The following is a 21109-nucleotide window of genomic DNA, read 5'->3' as shown; positions in this document are numbered from 1 at the left end:
CGTCGTCGCTTCACGACGGTCCCTTGCCGGGTCAACTCTAGCTATATAGAGTTATCCGCATGACCCGGTCCCGACGCCCCTCGGCGCAGACCATCGCGGTGGTGCTGGCGCTGGCCGAAACCCCGACCGACTGGCGGTACGGCTACGAACTGTGCCGCATGCTCGACATCCGGGCCGGGTCGATGTACCCGATCCTGATCCGGCTGGCCGACCGCGGGCAACTGGAGACCACGTGGGAGTCCGACGCACCGGCCGGACGACCCCCGCGGCACCTGTACCGGCTCACGGGCGCCGGCTTGGCGCTGGCCGCCGAACTCGCCGAGCAGGAAAGCGGCACCGTCACCGAACGGTCCGGGCTGCGTCTGGGGTGGGAGGGCGCATGAACCGCACGGGCCGGCTGGGCGCGGCGCTCGTGTGCGCCGCCGTCGACGCGGCCTACGTCCTGCTGCTGAGCCGCAGCAGCCCGCCGGCGCCGGAGGAGGACCTCCTGTCGTACGCCGTGACCTCGGTCCTCCTGGCCGCGCCCGCGGCATTGGCCGGTGCGCTGCTCTGGGCCGCCTGGTGGCGCACGTCCGGTGTCCGGTTGGCCGCCATGGACGCCCCGGCGCGGCTGCTGACGGCGGCGGTCGCGACGTTGCCGGCCGACCGCCGCGACTGGGGCTCGGCGATGACCGCCGAACTGGCGCAGGTGCCGGACCCCCGGGAGCGCTGGTCGTTCGCGACCGGGTGTGCCCGTACCGCGCTGTTCCCGCCGCGCGGGCACCGGGCGGCGGTGCTCGCGGCCGCGGCCCTGGCCGCGGCGCTCGCCGTCGGCACCGGACCGGTGGTCGGTCGCGCGCTGCCCGAACTGCGGCTCTTCGCGGTGACGTTCGTCGGCCTGGCAGGCGCCCTGGCCACCGTCGCCGTCTCCCGCGCCCGGCGACTGCGCCGCCCCGCACCCGGTCTGCCCACCGCGGTCGCGGGCCTGGTGGGCGTGGCCGCGTGCGTCGCCGTCACGGCCTGCTCCCTGGGCACGGACGCCTCCGTCGTGCTGGCTCCCTCGGCCGCCGTCACCCTGGCGGTGCTGCTGGCCGTGGGCCTGTGGCTCACGCTCGTTCCGCCGCGGGCACTGACCACCAGCCGCCGTGCCCGTCGCACCGGCCTCGGCGTCGGGGTGGCGGTCTCCGGCGGACTCCTCCTCTGCGCCCGCCTCAACGACATCGCCTCCGGCGACAGCCTCGGCCTCTACCTGCTCGCCGTCCCGGTCCTGGCCCTGTTCCTGGCCTCGCTGTTCGTCGCGGCCGCCGACCACTCGTTCCGGGCCGGACTGCAGGCCGCGGTGTGGGCGGTGGCGGCCACGTGCCTTCCGGCCTTCACCGTCTACGTCACGGAGGCGTTCCGCTACCAGCGGGCCGGGGTGCACCCCATCGACGGCGACCCGGTCTCCGGCCGGATCGGCCTGGCCCTGCACGAGGCCATCGGCTGGGTGCTCCTCTACGTACCGCTGGCGGCCCTCCCCCTCGCGGTCTTCGGCGCGGCCCTCGGCGCCGCCGTCAGCAGCCCCCAGGCCGGCGCCACGCCACCGCCGAACTGGCGGCGGTGACAGCGGCAACGGGGGACGGCGCGGGCGAGCCGTGCCGCAGTACGCTGCGCCGGCGATGAGCGACCGACCCGAACCAGAATCCACTTCCGCTTCCGCCGACGCGACCGATGAAGAGCTCCGGGCGGCGTGGAGGACCGGTCGCGTCTTCGGCCCGCCGATCCGGCGGATCTTCCGGGACGTCATCGCCGACCGTCTGCCCGACTGGCGCCGGGTGCCCCAGGCATCCATGCTGTTCGAGCCCTTGGCGGATCCGCACTGGGAGAGCGACGTCCGGTTCCTCGGCGACTTCTACGGCGAAATCCTCCACCAGGACACCTGCCGGCCCTGGACAGCCGAAGGCGTCGTGTTGCCCGCGGTACTGGCCACCGACGACCGGGTGCCTGCCCGGCAGCGGTTCGGAGCGGTGCACACGCTGTTCCACGCCGCCACGGTCGGGGAGCGTCATCTGGCACGTCGCCGGCCCGGCACCCCACCCCACACCGACCCGGACAGCGAGGCCCGAACCCGGGCAGTCGTCGAGTCCCGCACGCCGGACCTCCTGGCCCGATGGGAAACCGAATGCCCTGCGGTGCGACTCGCCCTCGCCGGCCTGGCCGTCGTCTTCCCGACGGATCGGACGCTGCCGGCGCTGACCCCGCGCCTTCGGGCCTTCATGGAGCGGCACCCGCCCGGCACGGACATCGGCGACTACGTGCGCTTCGTGCAGGTGCTGGCGGCTCGGAACGACCACGAGACCCTCGTCGCCGTCGAGAGGTACACCGACGTCCACTGGTCCGGAACGCTCCGCCAAGCACCCACGCGGGCACGGGCCTTCCACCTGCTCGGCCAGATGCTGGCCAAGGTCAGGTCCGGCCTCACCGGCGGCGCAGGGAGTGGCGCATCTGACCGGACGACCCCTGCCTGAGGCGGTGCCGCACGACATGTGGGCCGGGACGCGGATGCGCGACGGCCTCAGAGTCCTGCCGGGCCTCCTGCGGTACATGGACGAACGGAAGGTGCACGCCGCTCGATGGACGGAGGTGCTGCGCACGTGTGAGGACGAGCAGCAGTTCATCTGGGGCCCGGCGGACCCCATCAGCGGGGCCCATGTGATCCCGCGCATCGCGGAGTTCGTCCCCCGCTCCAAGCTGACCGTTCTCGACGACGCGCCCGCGGTGGGGCACTTCCCCCAGGTCGAGGCGCCCGAGCTGGTCGTCCCCCTCCTGGCCGACTGGCTCGGCGGCTCGTCGGGCTGGCCGGGGCCTCAGGGCCGCCAGGCGTCGCGTGGTGATTCGGGGGCGCCCCCGGTCAGTTCCGGCTCCAGGCCCTGCGAGGGGGCGGTGCGGGGACGTCCGGTCTCGGCGCGCCAGGTCTCGAAGACGAGGGTGGTGGCGGTGACCACGACCAGGCCCAGCAGCCAGCCGCCCAGGACGTCGCTGACCCAGTGGACGCCCAGGGCCACCCGGGTGCAGCCGACGCCGAGCACCGTGATCCCGGCGAGGGCCCACGGCAGCGGGCGCCACGCCTTGGGCACCAGGGGGAGCAGGGCGAGCAGCAGGACGGCGCAGGAGGTGGTGGCCGTCATGGCGTGGCCGGACGGGAAGGAGAAGCCGGGGGCGTGGGCGACCGGGTCCGGCAGGTGGGGGCGGGCGCGTTCGACGGTGTTCTTGGCGAGCAGCCCCGTCGTGGCTCCGGCGACCGCGGTGACGGCGGCCCAGGCCGCCAGGCGCCAGGCCCGGCGGGTCAGCAGCCACACCACCAGTACGGCGACCAGCGCGCGCAGCGTCGCCGGGTCCCAGACGACGTCGGTGAGGACGCGGAGCACGCGCACCAGGCCCGGGTGCTGCAGGGCGGCGCGGTGCAGATGGTCGGCGGCGCCCTGGTCCAGGCGGCGCAGCGGGGGCCATCCGGATTCCACCAGCAGTACGGCGAGGGCGAAGGGCACCGCCATGACGGCTGTGGCGGCCGCCGCGGCCGGCAGCCGGGCGCCCAGACGTGCGTCGGGTCCCAGGTGCGTGAAGTGGTACGGGTTGCGCATGGGCGGGGCCTCCTTCGCCGGTCGGGTGTCACACGCCCGGGTCGTCGGCGGCGGGTTGCCGGACCCCGGCGCGCACCGCCTCCAGTTGCGCGGCGAACGCCAGGCCGAGGAAGAGCGCGACCGAGGTGAGATAGGACCACGGCAGCAGCGCGACGAAGGCGCTGAGCGGCCCGTACATGCTCGTGAAGGATCCGCTCGCCCCGACGTACAGGCTCAGGGCCCAGGTCGACGCGCTCCACAGCACCAGGTACACCGTCGCGCCGAAGGCGAGCCATGTGTAGCCGGGCTGGGCACGGCGGGGTGAACGGCGGAAGATCGCGCTGGTGGCGAGCACCGCGAGGAGTATCCCGAGCGGCCAGCGCAGGAGGTCCCAGGCGTGCGTGGTGGCGGCGTCCAGGTGGTAAACCTGCGCCAGGGCCCGCGTCAGATGGCCTCCCAGGACGGTGAGGACGAAGCTGAGGCCCAGCGGCATGCCCGCCAGCACGGCCATCACCAGGCCGCGGCTGTACTTGTACAGGAACGGGCGGTCGCGCTCCACGCCGTAGATGCGGTTGGCGCCGCGTTCGACCTGGCACAGGCCGGTGGTGACGTTGACGACGGAGAACAGCAGCCCCAGCCACAGGGCCGCCTGCCCGCCGCCGTCGCCCTGCCGGTGGCTCTGCCGCAGGGCGTCGTCGATGACCTCCTGGCTGGGTCCGCTGGCGATCCGGCGGACGGTCAGTTCGGCGACGCGGCCGATGTCGTCGGTGTGCAGGACGCTCGACAGGCCGATCACGGCGATGGCGAAGGGGACGATCGACAGGACCGTCTGCAGGGCCAGCGCGCGGGAGTGGCTGAAGCCGTCGGCGTAGCGGAACCGCACGAAGGAGTCGCGCAGCAGGCTCCAGCCGCCGTACCGGCGCAGCGCGGCCCAGGCCTCGTCGCCGGACAGCTCGTCGCCCTGGACGTCGCGTCGTTGCGGGACGCGGGTGGCGGTGCCCATCGTTCTCCTGACCGGTACGGCCGCGGGGTGGCGGCGGGGGTCTCAGCCGCCGGGGGTGACGGCTCGGTCGTCGTGCCGCGGGGCACGCTCGGTGGCGGGTGCAGTAGTGGGGGCGGGGAGGCGGACGGCGAGCGCCCCCGGCTGGACCTCGGCGGTGATCCGGGTGCCGTCGGCGACGACGTCCCCGTCGAGTTCCCGTGCCTGGGACGGGGCGAAGCCGATGTCGATCCGCCGGGCCTGGAAGTACTCCAGCGCCCCGCGGGCCACGGGCGCGCCGGTCGCGGTGCCGCCGCCGCGGCGCCCCGGGCGGTGCGGCAACATGCGTACCGCCAGGTGCCCCGCGGCGGCCGCCCATCCGGTCAGGCCACGGGGGTTGAGCAGCACGAGGTCCAGGCATCCGCTGTCGGGGCGTGCCCGGGGCAGCAGCGGCAGGCCGCCCTGGAGGACGCCGACGTTGCCGATGAGGACCATCCGCGCCCTGCGCGGCAGTTCCGGGCCGCCGTCCAGACGGATCGCCAGGTGCATGCGCGGGTCGGTGAGATGGCCGACCCCAGACAGGACGTAGGCGCTCCAGCCCAGGCGCGCCTTGAGCCGGACGGAGGCGTCACGGACCATGGCGGCGTCGAAGCCGGCGCCCGCCATGACGGTGAAGCAGGTCGTGGGCAGCCCGTCGCCGTGCACCCGCCCCACGTCGATGCGGGTGGTCCGCCCGGTCAGTGCCTGCTCCAGGGCCACGGCCGGGTCCATGGGCAGGTGGAGGTTGCGGGCCAGCAGGTTGCCGGTGCCGCAGGGCACGATGGCCATGGCGGTGTCCGTGCCCAGCAAGGGCCCGGCGCAGGCGCGTACGGTGCCGTCACCGCCGCACACGACGACCAGCGTGGTGCCGGGTACCGCGGCCAGTGCCGCGAGTTCCCCGCCGGGGCGCTCCGCCGTGGTGAGGGTCCACCGCTGGTCGGTGTAGCCGTGGCGGTCCAGGACGGCACGCACCTCGTCGGCCAGTTCGCCGGGGCAGGCATGCGGGTGCCGGACGACGACGGCCCGGCGTCCGCCGCCACCACGGGAGCGGGGGCCGGGCGTCCGGCCCTGCCGTCCGCCGGCCGGCGGCAGGGCGCGGGTCATCACGAACAGGGTGCAGGCGCCGTTGAGGAGACCTCCGATGACGTCACTGGGGTGGTGCATGCCCGCGTACAGCCGCGACACCGCCACCGCGGCCGGGACGCACAGCAGCAGGACGACCGACGGAAGCCGCCACGGACGGCGCGGCCCGCGCGCCGCGAGCACGGCCAGGCCCCCGTACAGGGCGAGTGCGGCCCCCGCGTGCCCGGAGGGGAAGCTCGAGGTCGGCGGTGCGAGCTCCAGGTGCGGGACGTCCGGGCGGGGCCGTTCCACGCACATGGTGACGAGGACGAAGACCGCCGACTGCGCCGCCACCGCGCCGGGCAGGAAGTACGCCTCGGCCCGCCGCGCGGTGCGCGGCAGTACGAGCAGCGCCACCGCGCACAGCAGCGTCACGGCGATCACGCCCTGGGTACCCGCGACCAGTGACAGCCCCTGCGCCACGGTGACGCCCGCGCCGGTACGGTGCGCGGACAGGGACCGGACGACGCCGTCCTCCCCCGACAGCGGCCACCGGTCCGCCAGGGGGCCGGTCACCAGCGCTCCGAGCGCCACCAGCAGCCCCCACTGCGCGGGCAGCAGCAGCAACCACCGCAGCCGTGGCGGGACTGCGCCGCCAGCGATCCTCATGGCTGCCGTCTTACCCGTCTGGCCCAGGTGACGCGTGACCGACGACATCGAGGGCCCGGATCAGGGCACTTCCGAAGCCGGGCCGCGGACGAGCCGATCACCCATCAGCGCCCGGCGCACCTCCCGTACCACGTCATCATCGCCATGGCGGCCGTCGTGCTGCTGGTCGCACTGCTGTTGATCCGGGTCCGCAGGAGCGACCTGGAGAGCCTCAGCGGCAAGGCGGCGGCCGGGGGCCGGGGGCTGTAGCGGAAGGACGCTATCGCCCGGGACCGGCCGTACGGGGCGGCCCCGGGCGATCGGCCGGAGGACGACTGGGATGCGCCCCGGCGTGTTCCGGACTGGACGACGGAGCTGGACACGTCCAGCGCGTACGGATAGGGAAGGACCCACGTCGCGTCAGCGGCGGGAACGAGGGAAGGCGGAGATGAGGCCGTGCCGCGCGGGGACGAGGTTCACGAGGCAACTTGCGGTCCGTGGCCGCTGTCGACTCGCGCCCTGGCCCGTGAGGCCGGGCAGGCACGGCGGCTCCTTGCGGCCGGGGAGTGGCGGCCCGCCCCCGCGGACTCCGCAGCGGCCGCGGCGGTCCTGGACCGTCTTGCGGCGCCGCTCCCGGCCCGGCGGCAGGCGACCGCCCGGACCCGCGCCACGGACCGGGACCGGCGGCTCCAACGGGTCCTGCGCACCGCCCTCCACCACCTCGACGCAGGCGCCGTCAGCCCGCGCGCGGCCGCTCTCCTCGCCGCCGTCGCCCGGGCCTTCCTGCCGTGGTACGCCACCCCGAACCCACCAGTGGCAGCGGCCGCGCCCGGATACGGGTCCCCTGCGGGGACGGCAGGCGGACGGACCCGGCCGGCGACCGACGCGGGCGAGGCACTGCTCCCCGAACTGACCGAACTGTTCGCCGCGCTGGCCTCGGCGGGCCCGCCCGGGACCGCCCCGCACACACCACCGGTCCGGCCCTGGCAGGTCCGGTACGCGGGCCGCTTCCGGCGTCACGGCAGACCCGCCGCCGGGGTGTGGACGGCCGAGACCGTCGGCTGCCCGGCGTGCGGAGGCCGGGACGGCCCGTGGACGGTGACCTGCGACTGGCGCCTGATCCGGCTGGGCTGCCCGTGCGGGGTGACGACCCACGAGCACGGTCTCGCCCTCTCCGAAGTCTGGCTCCTCCTACCGGACGTGTGACCGGCTGGGGCGTCGTGGCCTGGCCGTGCGCCCGGGCTCAGTGGGCGGGGGCGAAGGCGGCCTGCGCCCATTCGGCGAAGCCGGTCCAGGCGATCTCCGGATGTGCCGCGTGGAGCGCGGGGACGTCGACGCGGTAGCCGGGGCCGTTGAGGAAGGTCCACATCGCGTGCATGTCCGGGTTGCCGATGGCCTCCAGCGGTACGCGCTCGTGCCGGACGTCCCGCCCCAGGGCCGCGCGCAGGGCGTCCGCCATCTGCGCGGGCGTGGGTGCGTCGCTGGCCAGTTCGATACGCCGCCCCAGGTAGGGCGCGGGGTTGAGCAGCACCTCGGCCGCGAACGCGCCATGGTCGGCCCGTGCGAGCTGCTGCAGCGGCCTGTCGGCGGGCAGCGGCAGGTCGAGCACGCCGCCGCGGATGCGCTCCGCGCCGCCGAGGGCGTTGTCGTAGAAGTACGTCGGCCCCAGGATCGTGTGGGGCACATCGCCGGAGGCCAGCTCGGCTTCGATGCGGGCCTTGCTGTCGAAGTGCGGTACGCCGCTCCCCTGGTCGGCACCGGCCACCGAACTGAACACCAGATGCGGTACGCGCGTCGCGCCGGCGGCGGTCAGGATGGCCCGTCCCTGGGCCACCTCGGCGTCCACGCCGGCCTCGAAGGGCGTGGTGAACGCGAAGACCCCCGCCACCCCGTCCATCGCCGCGGCAAGGGAAGCGCCGTCGTTCAGGGAGCCCGCCACCACGGTGACGCCTCGATCGGCCAGCCGCCGCGCGGCCTCCCGCGCGGGATCCCGCACCATCGCCCGCACCCTGGCCCCGCGGTCCAGCAACGCGTCGGTCACGGCCCTGCCCTGTCCGCCGGTTGCGGCAAGCACCAGGATCGGCTCATCAACCATCGGGAAACTCCTTCTTCATGGCCGCAGGGCATGAACGCCAATGCGCAGTATCCGGCCACGGCGCATGCACATGCGCGGCAACACGGACACATCGGGCCCCTCCGCGGGGTGAACTTCACGCCGGGACGTGTGCGAACAACGGGCGCCCGGCATGGCCTTTCCACGGCCGTTCTCCGTGGTCACGAACTTCCTTCGTCCCCATGACCCATCACCTGGTGCATGTGTGACACCCCGGATCGGTGTCGGGACGCCGCCGGCCGCGTCATCGCACGCGACAAACCCGGCGACGTCGGCGATCACCCCCGGGATACTGGTCGCCCATGGATGAGGTGGAAGTCGTCGTCGCCCATTCCGAGCGCGCGACCCTGCGCGTCGGCGACGTGTTCCTGAAGGTGGACGCCGATCAGGCGCGCATCGACGTCGAGGTCGAGGCGATGTCCCTCGCGCCGGTCCCGACCCCGGAGGTCCTGTGGCGCAAGCCGCCCGTGCTCGCGATCGCCGCAGTCCCGGGGACGACGCTTGGGCGCCTCGGCGGGCCGTCGACCGGGCCACCGGCGGCGTGGGCCGCGGCGGGCGCCGCCATCCGGAAGCTGCACGACGCGCCGCTGCCGCCCCGGCCCGGCGGGGCGGGCCGGAGCCTCGTCGCACTGGCGGCGGAACTCGACGGCGAGTGCGAGCTGCTCGTGACGAACGGCCTCCTGCCCGCTGACCTGGTCACCCGCAACCGCCGGGTCGCCGAGGCCGCGCTCCGGCCGTGGACTCCGGCGTTCACGCACGGCGACCTGCAGATCGCGCACGTCTTCCTCGAAGGCGACGAGGTCACGGGCATCATCGACTGGTCCGAGGCGGGTCAGGGTGACGCCTTGTACGACCTCGCCACCTTCACGCTCGGACACGAGGAGCACCTCGACGACGTCGTCGCGGGCTACGGCACCGACGTCGACCTCGACGTGATCCACGCGTGGTGGTCGTTGCGAAGCCTGCTGGTGGTTCGCTGGCTGATCGAGCACGGCTTCGACCCGTTCGCGCCGGGCTGCGAGGTCGACGTGCTGAGATCCCGGATGTGAGGCTGCGCGGGCCCGGCTGTTCGCTGACCACTTGGAACTGACACGCCGCCATTCCCGGAGGTCCGGAAACCTCCTTCCACCAGGAGTCGTCATCCGCCGTCCCTGTTGCGCCACGCGTGCAGCTTGTCCGGGTGCATCATGAGCCAGATCCGGCCGATGCGGCCCTCCTCGGTGAGGTCGATACCGACGACCGCCGCCGTCACGCCGTCCACCCGGCCGACGAGGTGCGCACGGGGCTCGGCGTCGCTGGCTGAGCCTCTACTTCTGCCTGCTGGCGGGCGGCGGCAACGACCTGTTCGCGACCCGCTTCCACCTCTCCATCAACGCGGTCACCTGGGCCGTCCGCGTCGCGGTGTTCGTCGTCCCGGTGGTCTCCCTCGTCGTCACCAAACGCATCTGCCTGGGACCCGCCGCGAACGCCTGCGGCTGCGCCTGTCGCACGCCTTCTACGGGCCCGCGTCACAGGTGGCCAAGCCCACCGAGGAGGAGATGCGGCACGGCATCGAGCACTGACCGGCGAAGCCGGGGGATATCGGGCGGCTGTCACCCTCGGCTCACACCTGATGTGGGTGTGATCCTTGACGCCGGTCCCTAACCGACCAGGCGGCGGCGCCAGTCCAGGGGCGTGACGGTGATGGCCCGGTCGGGGTCACGGTCCCACACGGCGTGAAGGCCGGCCGCTTCGAGGGCGGCCACGACCTCGTGGCCGATGGCTGCAGTGGTCTCGGGCGAGCCGTCGAAACCCCCGTAGAGGAGCATCAGCCCGTGGCCGGCCGCGGCGGAGTCCGTGCACTGGGTGTGGAAGTAGACGAAGCCGCGGGCGTCCGGCCTGCCTTCGTCGCCGATCTCGGACTGGCCGCAGGTGCGGCAGCAGGTGAAGTTCTCACGGGCGGTGATGCCGGCCTCCTGCAGGGCGGCGAACGCGCGGGTGAGTCGCTCAGGGTCGGTCTCGCCCTGCCATGCGGTCTGCTCCGCGACCCGCTCCAGCCACAACCGGTCGGCCAGCGCCTCCGCCTGCTCGCGCGAGACGGGCCGACGGTCCTTGGTGACCAGGTACTCCTCGGCAAGCTCGGCCAGTTCGGCGCGGGAAGCGTAGCCGCCGACCAGCACCTCGCGGACGCGCTCCTCCAACTCCACGCGCTCGTTTTCGTCGAGGTCGAGCGGCGGTACTTCGGGGACGGGGCCCATGTCCAGGAGCGACCAGCCCAGACCACCGTCCCAGCCGGCCTCCTGGCGGGCCCAGCCGGTCATCGCCGCGACCACGGCTTCGGGCCCGTCGGCCATCGCCTGGAAGTGCCGGTCGGCGGCACCGTCCCGGTGCTCCAGCGTGTAGTCACCACCGGCCTCGTGCCAGACCTGGGCGAAGACGTCAGGCAGGTCGGGTATCCGCTGGACCACCAGGAACCGGTCACCGTCACCACCGATGTGCCGGACCAGCCCAGCCAGCTCCTCGGCGGACACACGGACGTGCCGCTCCCGGTTCTCCGTCTTCACCACGATCTCGAGCATGCGCAGACTCTGACACACCCCTCTGACACACCCCTCTGACACACCCCTCTGACCGCCGACCTCCCGGGAGCCGACCAGCCCTGATCCCGGGTGGGCGTTGACCGAGGTGTGACGACAGGCCCTAGACCCAGGCGGCCAGCTTGTCCGGGTTCAGCGTGATCCACACGTCGGTGATCCGCGATCCGGCAACGTGCAGGGTGACGACGGCGACCACCGCTCCGTCCACCCGGCAGACCAGTGCAGGGCGGTGACCGGCGTTCTCCAGGGTCATGAGGGCCGTGGCCAGACGGCCCTCCTTACGGGACGCGCCGATGAGGTAGCGGGCGGTCCTGTCCGCTCCGTGGATGGGCTTGAGAGCGGCACGGACCCGTCCTCCGCTGTCCGCCCGCGTGGTGACCTGCGGGTCCAGCAGGGCGATCAGGCGGTCGAGTTCGCCGGTCTGGCACGCCCGCTTGAACTCGCGGACCAGCCGCCGGTACTCCTGCTGATCCGCCTCGTGCCTGCGCGCGGAGGTGATGCCGCTGCGGCCCGCCACGGCCAGCGCGCGGCAACTCTCTGCGCTGCGGCCGACGATGGCGGCGATCTCGACGAAGGACACCTTGAAGACGTCGTGCAGGACGAAGCTCACGCGTTGCGCCGGCGTGAGGGCCTCGAGCAGGACGAGCATCCCCATGGTGACGGAGTCGTCCAGGGCGACCCGGTCAGCGGGGTCGTCCATGTGCGCGGACGTCCGTACGCTGCTCCACGCCGAGCTGTCCGGCAGCGGTTCGGGCAGCCACTCGCCCGTGTACCTCTCCCTGCGGACGCGGGCGGAGCCGAGGTGGTCCAGGCAGATCCGGCCGGCCACGCGGACCAGCCAGGCCGTGGGGGAACCTGATGCCGGCGCGGGCCGAGGGGGACATCGCGTACCAGCGGGCGTAGGTCTCCTGGACGGCGTCCTCGGCGTCGTGCGTCGATCCGAGCATCCTGAAGGCCAACGCCATCAGCATGGGCCGGTCCTTCAGCGCCGGGTTCGGAAGGGTGCCCGGTCGCCCCGCGGCCTTGCCCCGCATGAGCATGAGTTCCTCTGGCCGAGGAGACCCCTGTGCGGCGGCGCAGGGCCTCCATGAGTGTCGTGCTTCCCTCGTGCAGGCGGTGACGGAAACCGGCGAGCCGTCGCGTGGGGCGGCTCAGGCGGCGGTTCCGCTCGCCCCTCTGAGTCGCTCACGGGTGGCGCGGTGCCGCATCGCACGCCGTTCGCTCTCCGTGGTGCCGCCCCAGATGCCTTCCATGGGGCCGGTTTCCACCGCCCACTCCAGGCACCGGGCGATGACGGGGCACCGCCGGCACACTGCCTTGGCCTCGTCGATCTGCGCCATGCCCAGGCCGCTGCCGCTGATCGGGAAGAAGAGTTCCGGATCCTCCCCGCTGCAGGCGGCGGCGTCGCGCCAGTTCATGGAAGCCTCCTCATAGGTGGTCATGTCAGCCCACCGTTCGCGGCCGTTCCGCGGCCCAGGGCCCGGCCCCGACCGGACGGTAAGTGCCATGTCTGGATGCTATGGACGAGCGCGCCGTGACGTCCAAGACGGATATCGGAAGGCGTCGATAGACACAGCCTATGGTCGCGATCCGCACATCCCGTGAAGGCGTGCGCCTCCACAGAGGTACGACGACACAGGCCGCCGGAATGTGACGTACGGGCCCCCGGGCGCCGCGGCCGTCGTCAGCCGTGCCCGGGCGCTCGTCACCCGCCAACTGGCCCGCTGGGGGCTGGACGACCTGGCCGAGTCCACGGAGCCGATCGTCAGCGAGCTGGTCACCAACGCCGTCGTCCACGGCGGCGGAGGCTGCGACAACGACCGGACGATCGGGCTGCGCCTGATCCGGCACGCAGTCCTGACCTGCGAGGTCTCGGACTCCAGCCACAGTCACCCGCTGCTGCACCGCCCCACCGCCACCGACGAACACGGCCGCGGGCTCTTCCTCGTCGCGCAGTTGTCCCGCGCCTGGGGGCCCGCCACCTTCCGGAAGGCAAGCTCGTCTGGGTCGACCAGCAACTGCCGCCGGGGGCGGGTTCTTCGCCGTGATCAAGGGCGCGACGTCATCCGCGTCCGATTTATACATAAATGTTAGCACCTATTGCACCTTGCGGCTTATCAGCGCTACGCTGCACGGACATCCTTCAATAGCACCGGCCGGGGGACTCCGGACGCTGCGGAGGCCACCGCCTCCGACGCCCCACCGGCACGTGAGGCGTCCTCGGAGCCCGCCGCGCATGCGCCGAGGCCGGTGGCGGGCGGTCGCCAACTCCCGCTCCGCGAGCCGGAGCACGACACACGCCCCACGCCACCGGAAACCCTCGGCGACACCGCCGACGTGCACGACGCCACCCCGTGCGTCGCTGACGGGCCCCGCATCCAGCAGGCCCGTCCGATCGGCATCACCCTTCGCTCTGGCACCACCGGTCCCAGCGCCACCTCCACGCGCCGTGCTGCGCACGAAGCACCGCGCCTCCGCACAGCAGGAGAACCACCCGTGACCCTCACCGGCGAGAACACCGTGCAGCAACTGCTGATCGACGGCGTCTGGCAACAGGCCGCCAGCACGCACACCTTCACCGCACGCGACCCGTTCACCGGCGACATCGCCTCCCAGGCCGCAGCCGCCCTCTCGGCGGACGTCCTGCGGGCGGCCGATGCCGCCGACCGTGCCTTCCCCGCCTGGGCGGCGCTGCCGCCCAACGAACGCCGCCGCATCCTGTGGGCGGCCGCCGAGGCACTCGAAGCGCGAGCCGAGGAGATCTCCGAGGCGATCACCGTCGAGATGGGCGGCCCCGCCCCATGGGGCCACTACAACACCTCGGCTCTCGCCGAGAAGTTCCGCTACGCCGCGAGCGCGGTCCACGACGGCCTCACCGGCGAGCTCATCCCCTCCGAGACACCCGGCCGCACCTCCATCGCGATCCGCAAACCGGTCGGCGTGGTCGCCTGCATCATCCCGTGGAACGCCCCGGCGCTGCTCGTCGGCAACTCGGTCCCGTACGCGCTGGCCGTGGGCAACACCGTCGTGATGAAGGCGTCCGAGCAGACCCCGCGCACCCACGGCCTGGTCGCCGAGTGCCTCACCGAGGCCGGGCTGCCCCATGGGGTGTACAACCTCGTCACCAACGCGCCCGAGGACGGCCCCGAGGTGGTCGACGCGCTGATCGCCCACCCGGCCGTACGGCGGGTGCACTTCACCGGTTCGAGCCGGGTGGGCCGGATCATCGCGCAGCGGGCCGCCGCGCACATGAAGCAGGCGATCCTCGAACTCGGCGGCAAGGCGCCCGTCCTGGTCCTCGCCGACGCCGACCTCGACCGGGCGATCAGCGCCACGGCCTTCGGCGCCTTCGCCAACTCGGGCCAGGCGTGCCTGTCCACGGAACGCATCCTGGTCGACCGCAGGATCGCCGAGGAGTTCACCCGGCGCCTGGCCGCCGTCGCCGCCACCGTCACCTGCGGTGACCCGCGCGACCCGCACACCGCGCTCGGCCCGGTCGTCGGACCGGACAGCATCGATCGGCTGTCCGACCTGGTCCTGGACGCGGTCACGGCCGGCGCACGGCTCCTGGCCGGCGGGACCTCGGACGGTCCGTGCTTCGCGCCCACCGTACTGGCCGACGTCACCCCGGACATGCGCGTCTACCGCGAGGAGTCCTTCGGCCCCGTCGTCGGCGTCATCTCCGTCGACGGACCCGAGGAGGCCCTGCGCGTGGCCAACGACAACGACTACGGGCTCACCTCGGCCGTCTTCACCCGGGACATCCCCCTCGCCCTCGACCTCGCCAAGCGCATCAACGCCGGCATGTGCCACATCAACGGCAGCACGCTCGACGACGAGGCGCAGATGCCCTTCGGCGGCGTCAAGAACAGCGGCTACGGCAAGTCCGGCGGGCGCGCCGGCCTGGAGGAGTTCACCGAACTCCAGTGGATCACCATCGAAGGCTCGCGGCCGCCGCGCTACCCCATCGCCGAATGACCTGCCCCTCTGGGCACGGCACACGATCGACTCACGAGGAACGGACGGGACATCGATGACCGACAGCTACGACTACGTCGTCGTCGGCGGCGGGACGGCCGGCTGCGTGATCGCGGCACGGCTGTCCGAGCCCGAGGGCGTACGCGTCCTGCTGCTCGAGGCGGGCACGGCGCAGACCTCGGCCGACATGACCTCGCCCCCGGCCTGGCCGGCCCTGCTGCGGACGTCGGCGAACTGGGGGGACACCACCGTCCGGCAGCGGGCGAGCGGCACCACCGTCCCCCTCGCCCGCGGGCGCACGCTCGGCGGCGGATCCGCCATCAACGCGATGAACTTCCTCCGCGGCCACCGCTCCAGCTACGACGCCTGGGCGGAAGCCGGCCTGGAGGGCTGGGGGTTCGACGGGCTGCTGCCCTACTTCAAGCGCAGCGAGAACCTCTCCGGACGGGATCCGGCCCTGCGCGGGGTCGGCGGCCCCCTGACCGTCGGGCTCCCCGAGTCCCCGAACCCGGTCGTGGCGGCCATGCTCGAGGCGGCGGCCGAGACCGGTCACCGGCGCGCGACCGACATCGGCGGCGGAGCGGAGGAGGGATTCGGCTGGTCCGACCTGAACGTCGTCGACGGCAGGCGGCAGAGCGCCGCCGACGCCTACCTGGCCCCCGTCCTGCACCGTCCCGACCTGACCGTGGTGACCGGTACCCAGGTGCTCCGGCTGCACATCGGCGGCGGGCGGTGCAGCGGGGTGGAGTACGGCGCCAGGGACGGCACCGTATCGCTCGTGCGGTGCTCGGGCGAGGTGGTCCTCACCGCGGGCGCCATCGGATCGGCGCAACTGCTGATGCTCTCCGGAGTCGGCCCCGAGGGGCACCTGCGCCGTACCGGCATCGACGTCGTGGTGGACCTCCCGGCCGTCGGGGAGAACCTGCACGACCACCCGATCGCCAACCTCATCTACCGGGCGGCCCGTCCGGTCCCGGAGGGCGCCAACAACCACGGCGAGGCGTACGGCCTGGTGCGCAGCGGGCCCGGGCTCGACGGCCCGGACCTCCAGGTGCTCTTCGTCGACGCGGCGGGTCACATCCCCGTCCCCGACGCGCCCGCCGCGGGGCAGGGTTACACCATCTCCGTCTCCTCGATACGGCCCCACAGCCGCGGGAGCGTCCGCCTCGCGAGCGCCGACCCGGACGTCCTGCCGCTCGTCGACCCCGACTACTACGGCGACGAGCGGGACCTGGCCGCCGTGGTCCGGGGGCTTCACCTGGCGCGGGAGATCGGTCAGGCGGACGCGCTCGCCGAGTGGCGCGGGCACGAGGTCCTGCCGGGGCCCCAGGTCACGGACGACGCCGGCCTGCGGGACCACGCGCTCAGGACCCTGTGCTCGTACATGCACCCCGTCGGCACCTGCCGGATGGGCCACGACGACGGCTCCGTCGTCGACCCCGCCCTGCGTGTGCGCGGCGTCGACGGCCTGCGGGTCGCCGACGCCTCCGTCATCCCCTCGATCCCCTCCGCGAACACCAACGCCACCGTCTACGCGATCGCGGAACGCGCCGCCGAGCTGCTGCGGTCCTGAGCGGTGGTCCGGATAGGTCCTGACGGCGCCGGCGGGTGGCTACCGGGGCGCCCCGGACGTGACGGGGCCGAGTCCGCTCGGCAGATGCCGGACGGCGACCGCCACCGCCTCCCGCGCGGTGGCGGTCTCGGTGAGGACGTCCCGGTCGGCGAAGGCTCCGCGGACCGTGAACCGGTCGACGTCATCGGCGCGCAGGCACGGCCCGGTGACGGTCAGGTCCGGGCGGGTGGTGGTCGAGAAGTACAGCACCCACCTGTCCCGGAAGGGGTACAGACCCCTCAGAGCCGGTTCGGCGTACGCCCTTTCGACCAGCGCCCGGTAGCCGGGCACGGCCACTTCCCCCGCCTCCTTGCGCAGGCCCTGCCACTCGGACTCGGCCAGCCGGACGGGATCGCCGTCGGGCACCTCGAACCGGCCGGTCATGAGCACGAAGGGCGCGACCCGGCGGATGTCGCTCAATGACCCGCCCTCGTGCCACGCCCGCGCGGCCCTCGCGAGTTGCCCCAACTCCGCGGCGCGTCCCCAGATCAGCGGTACGCCCTGCGACGCCTCTCCGCCACGGATCCACCACTCCCGCGCGAACTCCGACGCGTTGATCCGCAGGGCACCCCGGTGCGGCAACCTGCTCTCGACGGCGGCGTGGGTCAACGCGTCCGCGGACGGGGCGGTCACGGGGAGGGAGAAACCTTCCTCCTCCGCCACGGCTCGCAGTGCCTGGGCGAGACCGCCCCGACTCGCGATGTCGGGAAAGAGATGGGCTGGATCACGTTGCTGGGCCACGACTTCTGATTCTGCCGCAGCCGCCCGCCGGTTGACGGCCGGTCAGCCGGCGTAGAGGCTCTCGATGTTGTCGTGGAGCTGGTTGGCCAGCGGCGGAGCGGTGTAGGTGTCGGTCATGACCTCGATGTAGCAGCCGGTGCCGGCCTTCGCCGCCGCGTCCATGGCCTGGTCGAGCTCGGCGAGGGTCGAGACGCGGGCGGTGAACCAGTCCTCGCAGCCCAGGGCCTTCGGCAGTTCGGCGTAGCGCCAGTTGGCGAGGTCGTTGTAGGCGATGTCCGGGTGCTTGCACAGCAGACGCTCGATCAGGTAGCCGTGGTTGTTCAGCACGAACACCACCGGGCGCAGCCCGTACCGCCCGAACTGGCTGATCTCCTGCGCCGTGAGCTGGTGCGAGCCCTCGCCGGTGATGAGGACGACGCGCCGGCCGTCCTGGGCCGCGACGGCCGCGCCGACGGCGGCGGGCGTGGCCCAGCCGATCGAGCCCCACAGGGTCTGGTTGTGGAAGGTGGCACCGCTGGGCAGCTGGGCGAACGCCAGGCCCATGGAGACCGTTCCGGTCTCGGCGACCAGGATGTCGTCCGGCTTGAGGAAGTCCTCCCAGCGGGGGTAGAGGTTCTCGGCGGTGATGGAGTCGCCGCCGCTGCCTCCTGCCGGGGCCATGCGGGTCACCCGGGCCTCGAGGTGCGGCCACTGCTTGCGCGGCAGCTTCTCGGTGAGCGCGACGAGCAGGTCCTTCATCTCCACGCTCTGGTAGGTCATGCCGTCGACGCTCACGTGGTGGTGGCGGATGTCGATCGTGCGACCGGGGTCGAGGTCGGCGGTGAACGCGCCGCTGTTGAAGTCGTGCATCAGCGCACCGACCAGCACGACGACGTCGCTGCTCTCGACGAAGCGGCGGACGCCCTCGTTCATGAGCTTGCCGTCGTACATGCCGCAGTAGCCGGACTGTTCCTCGTTCAGGACGCCCTTGTCGGCCATCATCGTGGCGAAGGGCATCCCGGTGGCGTCCAGGAACCGCTGCAGTTCCGGTCCGAGGCCGGAACGGGCGGCGAGCACCCCGGGCAGGGCACAGGCGCTCTCGGCCCGGCCGAGCATGTCGGCGACGGCCCGCACGGCGGCGTCCAGTTGCGCGGGATCGCTGGCGGGTGCGGGGATCGGCTGGGCCGATCCGACCACGGGCATCTCCGCCAGGTCGGCGGGGAACGCCATGTAGACCGGGCGGCGGTGGTAGGCCGCCGCCGCGATGAGCCGCTCGGTCTCGGACGCGACGTTCTGCGGCGTCATGATCGCGCTCGCGCACACCACGGCATCGGACATCTTCAGGAAGAGGTCGAACTCACCGTTGCCCAGGGTGTGGTGGACGACCGAGTGGTGCGCCTGCACGGGCATCTTGGGCATGCCGACCAGGTGGAACACGGGCAGGTGGTCGGTGTACGCACCGGCGATGGCGTTGATCGCGCTGAGTTCGCCGACCCCGTAGGTGGTGCTCACCGCGCCCACACCGTGCACGCGGGCGTAGCCGTCGGCGCTGTACCCCGCGTTGAGCTCGTTGCAGCTGCCGATCCACTGGATGTCCGGGTGCTGGGAGATGGCGTCGTTGACGGGGAAGGCGTAGTCGCCCGGGACGCCGAAGACATGACGCACGCCGATGTCCCGCAGCCGGTTCAGGACGTGCTGGATGACGGTGGTGGACATGGGGAGGTTCCTTTCCTGGTGACGGCACCACCGCCCCAGGGCGCCGGTCTCCGGTGGAGTCGGTGCCGGCCTCGCCGGGCGGCGCGGAGTGCGGCGGGCACCACGGGAACGGCCACCGCCAGTGCCACAGGTGAAGCGAGCGGGGCTTTTCGCCCCCGCAACATGCTGTCCGCATCCCCCACAGCCCGCAACCGGAGCCATCCGGGGCACGAGCTGCGCGAACGGATCGCAGGGGCCCGGTCGAACACGCGGTCCGGCCTGCGGATCGGCCGATACCCTCGACCCCATGGCCGACACCACCCCGTTCCGGCGCCGGCTCGCCGTCACCGTCTCGTCCTATGGCCGGCGCTGTCCCTCGCCGGATGGGGCCTGGCCCACCTCCTCGGAGGTCCTGAGGACCTGATCGACTCCGCCACGACGGTGGGCACGCTGATGCCGGCCGTGGCGACCGTGGAGAAGACCCGCCAGTTGCGGCAACGCCTCCGCACGAGGTAGCACCGCACCCCTGCCCCGTGCAGCGCGCAGCCGCCCGAACCCGACGCCGCTCGAGGAGCCACCGTGCACGAGTTCGCAGCAGTCCTCGCGGGTGCGCCCATGTCACCCCGCGGTGAGGCCGTCTTCATGCTGCTCATGGGCCTGGGGATGACCGTGTTCGGCCTGCTCGGAATCCGGCACACCCGCTTCTGGGTGGCGTACGACGAGCAATCACAGCAGGACGCCCATGACGCCTACGGATGGGTGCCCGCACCGACCTCGGCCACACGCACGGCCTCGCGCATCAAGACGAAGATCGTCGGCTCGGTCCTCACGATCGCCGGCCCGACGCTCGCGATCATCGGGGCCCTTCGCCTCATCGAGCAGTAGGCGGATCCGGATCCGGCTCCGCCGGACGCACGCGTCGACCGTATGATCCGCGCATGATCGACGAGACGGCCCTCAGGAGATGGGGCAGGGCAATCGACTGGGCGGTACTGATCCCGTCAGGGCTCCTGCTCTTCACCGGCGTACGGGAGTACCGCGACGGCGGGTCCATCGGATGGCCCGTCGCCGGGGCGTTGCTGGTCCTGGTGAGCTGCTGGACGGTCCACCGCGGGATGTCCCGCCGACGGGGCGAGGCCGGCAGGCCGATGCCCTGACCCGCGGTCGCGGGGTCCCGCCGGGTGCCGATCATGTCGAGGAGGACCGTCGTGTCGTGGTCGGGGCTCCCTTCCTCGGCGCAGTGGGTGACCAGACGGTGACCAGGGGTGCCGTCCGGTTGCATCGGCTGGTGGCCCAGAGTGATGTCGCCGAGCCTCGACGCCGTACCGCCCCGTCGGCGCCCGCTACTGACCCGACCGCCCCGGCACCGGCCGACCACGACCGCGGAGACACGGGACAGAACCGCGCCCCCGCGGCGTGCCCTCAGGCGGCGAGCCGCGTGGCCGCCTCCTCCCACCTGCCGGGTTCCGGGAGCTCGTCGTCGCTGTGGCCGTCCAGCCGGTACCAGCCGCCGCCGGCGAGCCAGGTCCCGAGCCAGTCGGCCAGGCTCCGCTCGTCGACGAACCAGCCGTCCGACCAGTCACCGGTGTCGGCGTTCGGCTCGAAGATCAGGACGGTGCCGCTCGCGCTCCGGCAGTCCACCGCGCCGTACATGCCGCAGCCCCAGTCGAGGATCGGCAGTACGCCCTCGGGCCAGTGCGGGGAGGCGCGGCCTGTGACTCCGCCCGCCGGGCCTGGTACGCGGCCACCGCGCTGCACCCCTGCCCGACCAGCGGGAACAGCTCGTACCCGGGCCCGAAGCCGCCGTTGGCCACCTCCGTGTAGAGGCGGGCGAGCAACGGCGGTATCGCGAAGCCCAGAAGGGCTTCGGCCTCCGCCACCTGCGCGGCCCGGGCGGGCGCGGGCAAGGTCCCGGTGGTGGCCCCGGCCTTCGCCGCCGCGCGCACCACCAGGTCGTCGGCCAGGTCATCGGCCGGGTCGTCGGCTTCGATCATGTGCCGATCATGACGGGCCCGTCTGACAAGCGGTGTCCACGAGCGACCCGGGGGCCCCTGCTTGCTTCGGCAAGTAGCCCCCATATACTTGCGCCGACAATCATTTCCGGGTCCT

General features: G+C 73.0%; 21 protein-coding genes and 1 pseudogene. 11 read left to right on the top strand and 11 right to left on the bottom strand.

Features of this window, described 5'->3' with window-relative positions; genetic code table 11:
• Nucleotides 1-59: 59 nt before the first annotated feature.
• The 3 genes from PV410_RS22300 to PV410_RS22290 are packed head-to-tail and all read left to right on the top strand — an operon-like array spanning nucleotide 60 to nucleotide 2486.
• Entirely contained in the window at nucleotides 60-383 is a 324-nt protein-coding gene (locus tag PV410_RS22300; RefSeq protein WP_500327063.1) for a PadR family transcriptional regulator, read from the top strand.
• Nucleotides 380-1582 (top strand): hypothetical protein, encoded by a 1203-nt coding sequence (locus PV410_RS22295; RefSeq protein ID WP_500327061.1) that lies wholly within the window; start codon nucleotides 380-382, stop codon nucleotides 1580-1582. The genes PV410_RS22300 and PV410_RS22295 overlap by 4 nt, the downstream gene beginning before the upstream one ends.
• A gap of 55 nt (nucleotides 1583-1637) precedes the next feature.
• The gene (locus tag PV410_RS22290) at nucleotides 1638-2486 is read left to right on the top strand and encodes a hypothetical protein (protein ID WP_500327059.1); all 849 of its coding nucleotides are present in this window, start codon (nucleotides 1638-1640) and stop codon (nucleotides 2484-2486) included.
• Between the two features lie 339 nt (nucleotides 2487-2825).
• On the opposite strand, the gene PV410_RS22285 is transcribed toward PV410_RS22290, so the two are convergent.
• The 3 genes from PV410_RS22285 to PV410_RS22275 are packed head-to-tail and all read right to left on the bottom strand — an operon-like array spanning nucleotide 2826 to nucleotide 6327.
• Nucleotides 2826-3599 carry a phosphatase PAP2 family protein gene (locus PV410_RS22285; RefSeq protein WP_500327058.1) on the bottom strand — a complete coding sequence of 258 codons (774 nt, stop codon included), beginning with the start codon at nucleotides 3597-3599 and terminating at the stop codon, nucleotides 2826-2828.
• Between the two features lie 28 nt (nucleotides 3600-3627).
• The gene (locus tag PV410_RS22280) at nucleotides 3628-4581 is read right to left on the bottom strand and encodes a YihY/virulence factor BrkB family protein (RefSeq protein ID WP_500327056.1); all 954 of its coding nucleotides are present in this window, start codon (nucleotides 4579-4581) and stop codon (nucleotides 3628-3630) included.
• Nucleotides 4582-4623: 42 nt separating this feature from the next.
• Nucleotides 4624-6327, bottom strand: a complete 1704-nt coding sequence (locus PV410_RS22275; RefSeq protein ID WP_500327054.1) for a bifunctional phosphatase PAP2/diacylglycerol kinase family protein — start codon at nucleotides 6325-6327, stop codon at nucleotides 4624-4626.
• A 435-nt stretch (nucleotides 6328-6762) separates the two neighbouring features.
• Between PV410_RS22275 and PV410_RS22270 the strand changes: the two genes are divergently transcribed.
• Nucleotides 6763-7512: a hypothetical protein gene (locus tag PV410_RS22270; protein ID WP_500327052.1), complete on the top strand. Its 750-nt coding sequence runs from the start codon at nucleotides 6763-6765 to the stop codon at nucleotides 7510-7512.
• Between the two features lie 37 nt (nucleotides 7513-7549).
• Here PV410_RS22270 and PV410_RS22265 read toward each other — a convergent pair whose 3' ends face one another.
• The gene (locus PV410_RS22265) at nucleotides 7550-8401 is read right to left on the bottom strand and encodes an NmrA/HSCARG family protein (protein ID WP_500327051.1); all 852 of its coding nucleotides are present in this window, start codon (nucleotides 8399-8401) and stop codon (nucleotides 7550-7552) included.
• A 320-nt stretch (nucleotides 8402-8721) separates the two neighbouring features.
• On the opposite strand from PV410_RS22265, the gene PV410_RS22260 reads away from it, so the two are divergent.
• Nucleotides 8722-9468, top strand: coding sequence for a phosphotransferase family protein (locus PV410_RS22260; RefSeq protein ID WP_500327049.1), 747 nt, complete (start codon nucleotides 8722-8724; stop codon nucleotides 9466-9468).
• A 182-nt stretch (nucleotides 9469-9650) separates the two neighbouring features.
• Nucleotides 9651-9874: pseudogene (locus PV410_RS22255) on the top strand (cytochrome bc1 complex cytochrome b subunit); the annotation flags it as partial.
• 185 nt (nucleotides 9875-10059) lie between these two features.
• Here the strand turns inward: PV410_RS22255 and PV410_RS22250 are convergent.
• The 3 genes from PV410_RS22250 to PV410_RS22240 all read right to left on the bottom strand — a co-directional run bounded on the left by PV410_RS22250 (nucleotide 10060) and on the right by PV410_RS22240 (nucleotide 12413).
• Complete coding sequence (locus tag PV410_RS22250; RefSeq protein ID WP_500327048.1) at nucleotides 10060-10977, bottom strand: DUF6891 domain-containing protein; 918 nt, start codon at nucleotides 10975-10977, stop codon at nucleotides 10060-10062.
• A 121-nt stretch (nucleotides 10978-11098) separates the two neighbouring features.
• Nucleotides 11099-11824 (bottom strand): sigma factor-like helix-turn-helix DNA-binding protein, encoded by a 726-nt coding sequence (locus PV410_RS22245; protein WP_500327046.1) that lies wholly within the window; start codon nucleotides 11822-11824, stop codon nucleotides 11099-11101.
• A 322-nt stretch (nucleotides 11825-12146) separates the two neighbouring features.
• The gene (locus tag PV410_RS22240; RefSeq protein WP_500327191.1) at nucleotides 12147-12413 is read right to left on the bottom strand and encodes a WhiB family transcriptional regulator; all 267 of its coding nucleotides are present in this window, start codon (nucleotides 12411-12413) and stop codon (nucleotides 12147-12149) included.
• A gap of 232 nt (nucleotides 12414-12645) precedes the next feature.
• On the opposite strand from PV410_RS22240, the gene PV410_RS22235 reads away from it, so the two are divergent.
• From PV410_RS22235 to PV410_RS22225, 3 genes are all read left to right on the top strand, one after another.
• Nucleotides 12646-13089: an ATP-binding protein gene (locus tag PV410_RS22235; RefSeq protein WP_500327045.1), complete on the top strand. Its 444-nt coding sequence runs from the start codon at nucleotides 12646-12648 to the stop codon at nucleotides 13087-13089.
• A gap of 402 nt (nucleotides 13090-13491) precedes the next feature.
• A complete protein-coding gene (locus tag PV410_RS22230) occupies nucleotides 13492-14973 on the top strand; it encodes an aldehyde dehydrogenase family protein (protein WP_500327044.1) in 1482 nt (493 codons plus the stop codon).
• 55 nt (nucleotides 14974-15028) lie between these two features.
• Entirely contained in the window at nucleotides 15029-16546 is a 1518-nt protein-coding gene (locus tag PV410_RS22225; RefSeq protein ID WP_500327043.1) for a GMC family oxidoreductase, read from the top strand.
• A gap of 39 nt (nucleotides 16547-16585) precedes the next feature.
• Here PV410_RS22225 and PV410_RS22220 read toward each other — a convergent pair whose 3' ends face one another.
• Nucleotides 16586-17218 (bottom strand): DUF6193 family natural product biosynthesis protein, encoded by a 633-nt coding sequence (locus PV410_RS22220; protein ID WP_500327042.1) that lies wholly within the window; start codon nucleotides 17216-17218, stop codon nucleotides 16586-16588.
• A gap of 150 nt (nucleotides 17219-17368) precedes the next feature.
• Nucleotides 17369-19021, bottom strand: coding sequence for an alpha-keto acid decarboxylase family protein (locus PV410_RS22215; RefSeq protein WP_500327040.1), 1653 nt, complete (start codon nucleotides 19019-19021; stop codon nucleotides 17369-17371).
• Between the two features lie 558 nt (nucleotides 19022-19579).
• Here PV410_RS22215 and PV410_RS22210 point away from each other — a divergent pair.
• On the top strand, nucleotides 19580-19885 hold the full coding sequence (locus PV410_RS22210; protein WP_500327039.1) for a hypothetical protein: 306 nt from the start codon (nucleotides 19580-19582) through the stop codon (nucleotides 19883-19885).
• A gap of 53 nt (nucleotides 19886-19938) precedes the next feature.
• Nucleotides 19939-20157 carry a hypothetical protein gene (locus PV410_RS22205; RefSeq protein ID WP_500327038.1) on the top strand — a complete coding sequence of 73 codons (219 nt, stop codon included), beginning with the start codon at nucleotides 19939-19941 and terminating at the stop codon, nucleotides 20155-20157.
• Nucleotides 20158-20422: 265 nt separating this feature from the next.
• On the opposite strand, the gene PV410_RS22200 is transcribed toward PV410_RS22205, so the two are convergent.
• Both PV410_RS22200 and PV410_RS22195 read right to left on the bottom strand, forming a co-directional pair.
• A complete protein-coding gene (locus PV410_RS22200) occupies nucleotides 20423-20641 on the bottom strand; it encodes a hypothetical protein (RefSeq protein ID WP_500327036.1) in 219 nt (72 codons plus the stop codon).
• Nucleotides 20608-20994: a hypothetical protein gene (locus PV410_RS22195; protein ID WP_500327034.1), complete on the bottom strand. Its 387-nt coding sequence runs from the start codon at nucleotides 20992-20994 to the stop codon at nucleotides 20608-20610. Before PV410_RS22195 ends, PV410_RS22200 begins: the two co-directional genes overlap by 34 nt.
• Nucleotides 20995-21109 lie beyond the last annotated feature (115 nt).

The sequence above is a fragment of the Streptomyces sp. PA03-5A genome, from assembly GCF_033792725.1.
Lineage (GTDB): Bacteria > Actinomycetota > Actinomycetes > Streptomycetales > Streptomycetaceae > Actinacidiphila.
Note: the sequence above shows the minus strand (reverse complement) of the source record. Positions and strands in the feature narration are given on the sequence as shown.

Bases quoted from the DNA above. Each gene is read 5' to 3' on its own strand.
- PV410_RS22205 (WP_500327038.1), top strand. From the start codon at position 19,939: ATGATCGACGAGACGGCCCTCAGGAGATGGGGCAGGGCAATCGACTGG.
- PV410_RS22215 (WP_500327040.1), bottom strand. From the start codon at position 19,021: ATGTCCACCACCGTCATCCAGCACGTCCTGAACCGGCTGCGGGACATC.
- PV410_RS22260 (WP_500327049.1), top strand. From the start codon at position 8,722: ATGGATGAGGTGGAAGTCGTCGTCGCCCATTCCGAGCGCGCGACCCTG.
- PV410_RS22285 (WP_500327058.1), bottom strand. From the start codon at position 3,599: ATGCGCAACCCGTACCACTTCACGCACCTGGGACCCGACGCACGTCTG.
- PV410_RS22225 (WP_500327043.1), top strand. From the start codon at position 15,029: ATGACCGACAGCTACGACTACGTCGTCGTCGGCGGCGGGACGGCCGGC.
- PV410_RS22300 (WP_500327063.1), top strand. From the start codon at position 60: ATGACCCGGTCCCGACGCCCCTCGGCGCAGACCATCGCGGTGGTGCTG.
- PV410_RS22250 (WP_500327048.1), bottom strand. From the start codon at position 10,977: ATGCTCGAGATCGTGGTGAAGACGGAGAACCGGGAGCGGCACGTCCGT.
- PV410_RS22195 (WP_500327034.1), bottom strand. From the start codon at position 20,994: ATGATCGAAGCCGACGACCCGGCCGATGACCTGGCCGACGACCTGGTG.
- PV410_RS22280 (WP_500327056.1), bottom strand. From the start codon at position 4,581: ATGGGCACCGCCACCCGCGTCCCGCAACGACGCGACGTCCAGGGCGAC.
- PV410_RS22295 (WP_500327061.1), top strand. From the start codon at position 380: ATGAACCGCACGGGCCGGCTGGGCGCGGCGCTCGTGTGCGCCGCCGTC.
- PV410_RS22290 (WP_500327059.1), top strand. From the start codon at position 1,638: ATGAGCGACCGACCCGAACCAGAATCCACTTCCGCTTCCGCCGACGCG.
- PV410_RS22275 (WP_500327054.1), bottom strand. From the start codon at position 6,327: ATGAGGATCGCTGGCGGCGCAGTCCCGCCACGGCTGCGGTGGTTGCTG.
- PV410_RS22265 (WP_500327051.1), bottom strand. From the start codon at position 8,401: ATGGTTGATGAGCCGATCCTGGTGCTTGCCGCAACCGGCGGACAGGGC.
- PV410_RS22240 (WP_500327191.1), bottom strand. From the start codon at position 12,413: ATGAACTGGCGCGACGCCGCCGCCTGCAGCGGGGAGGATCCGGAACTC.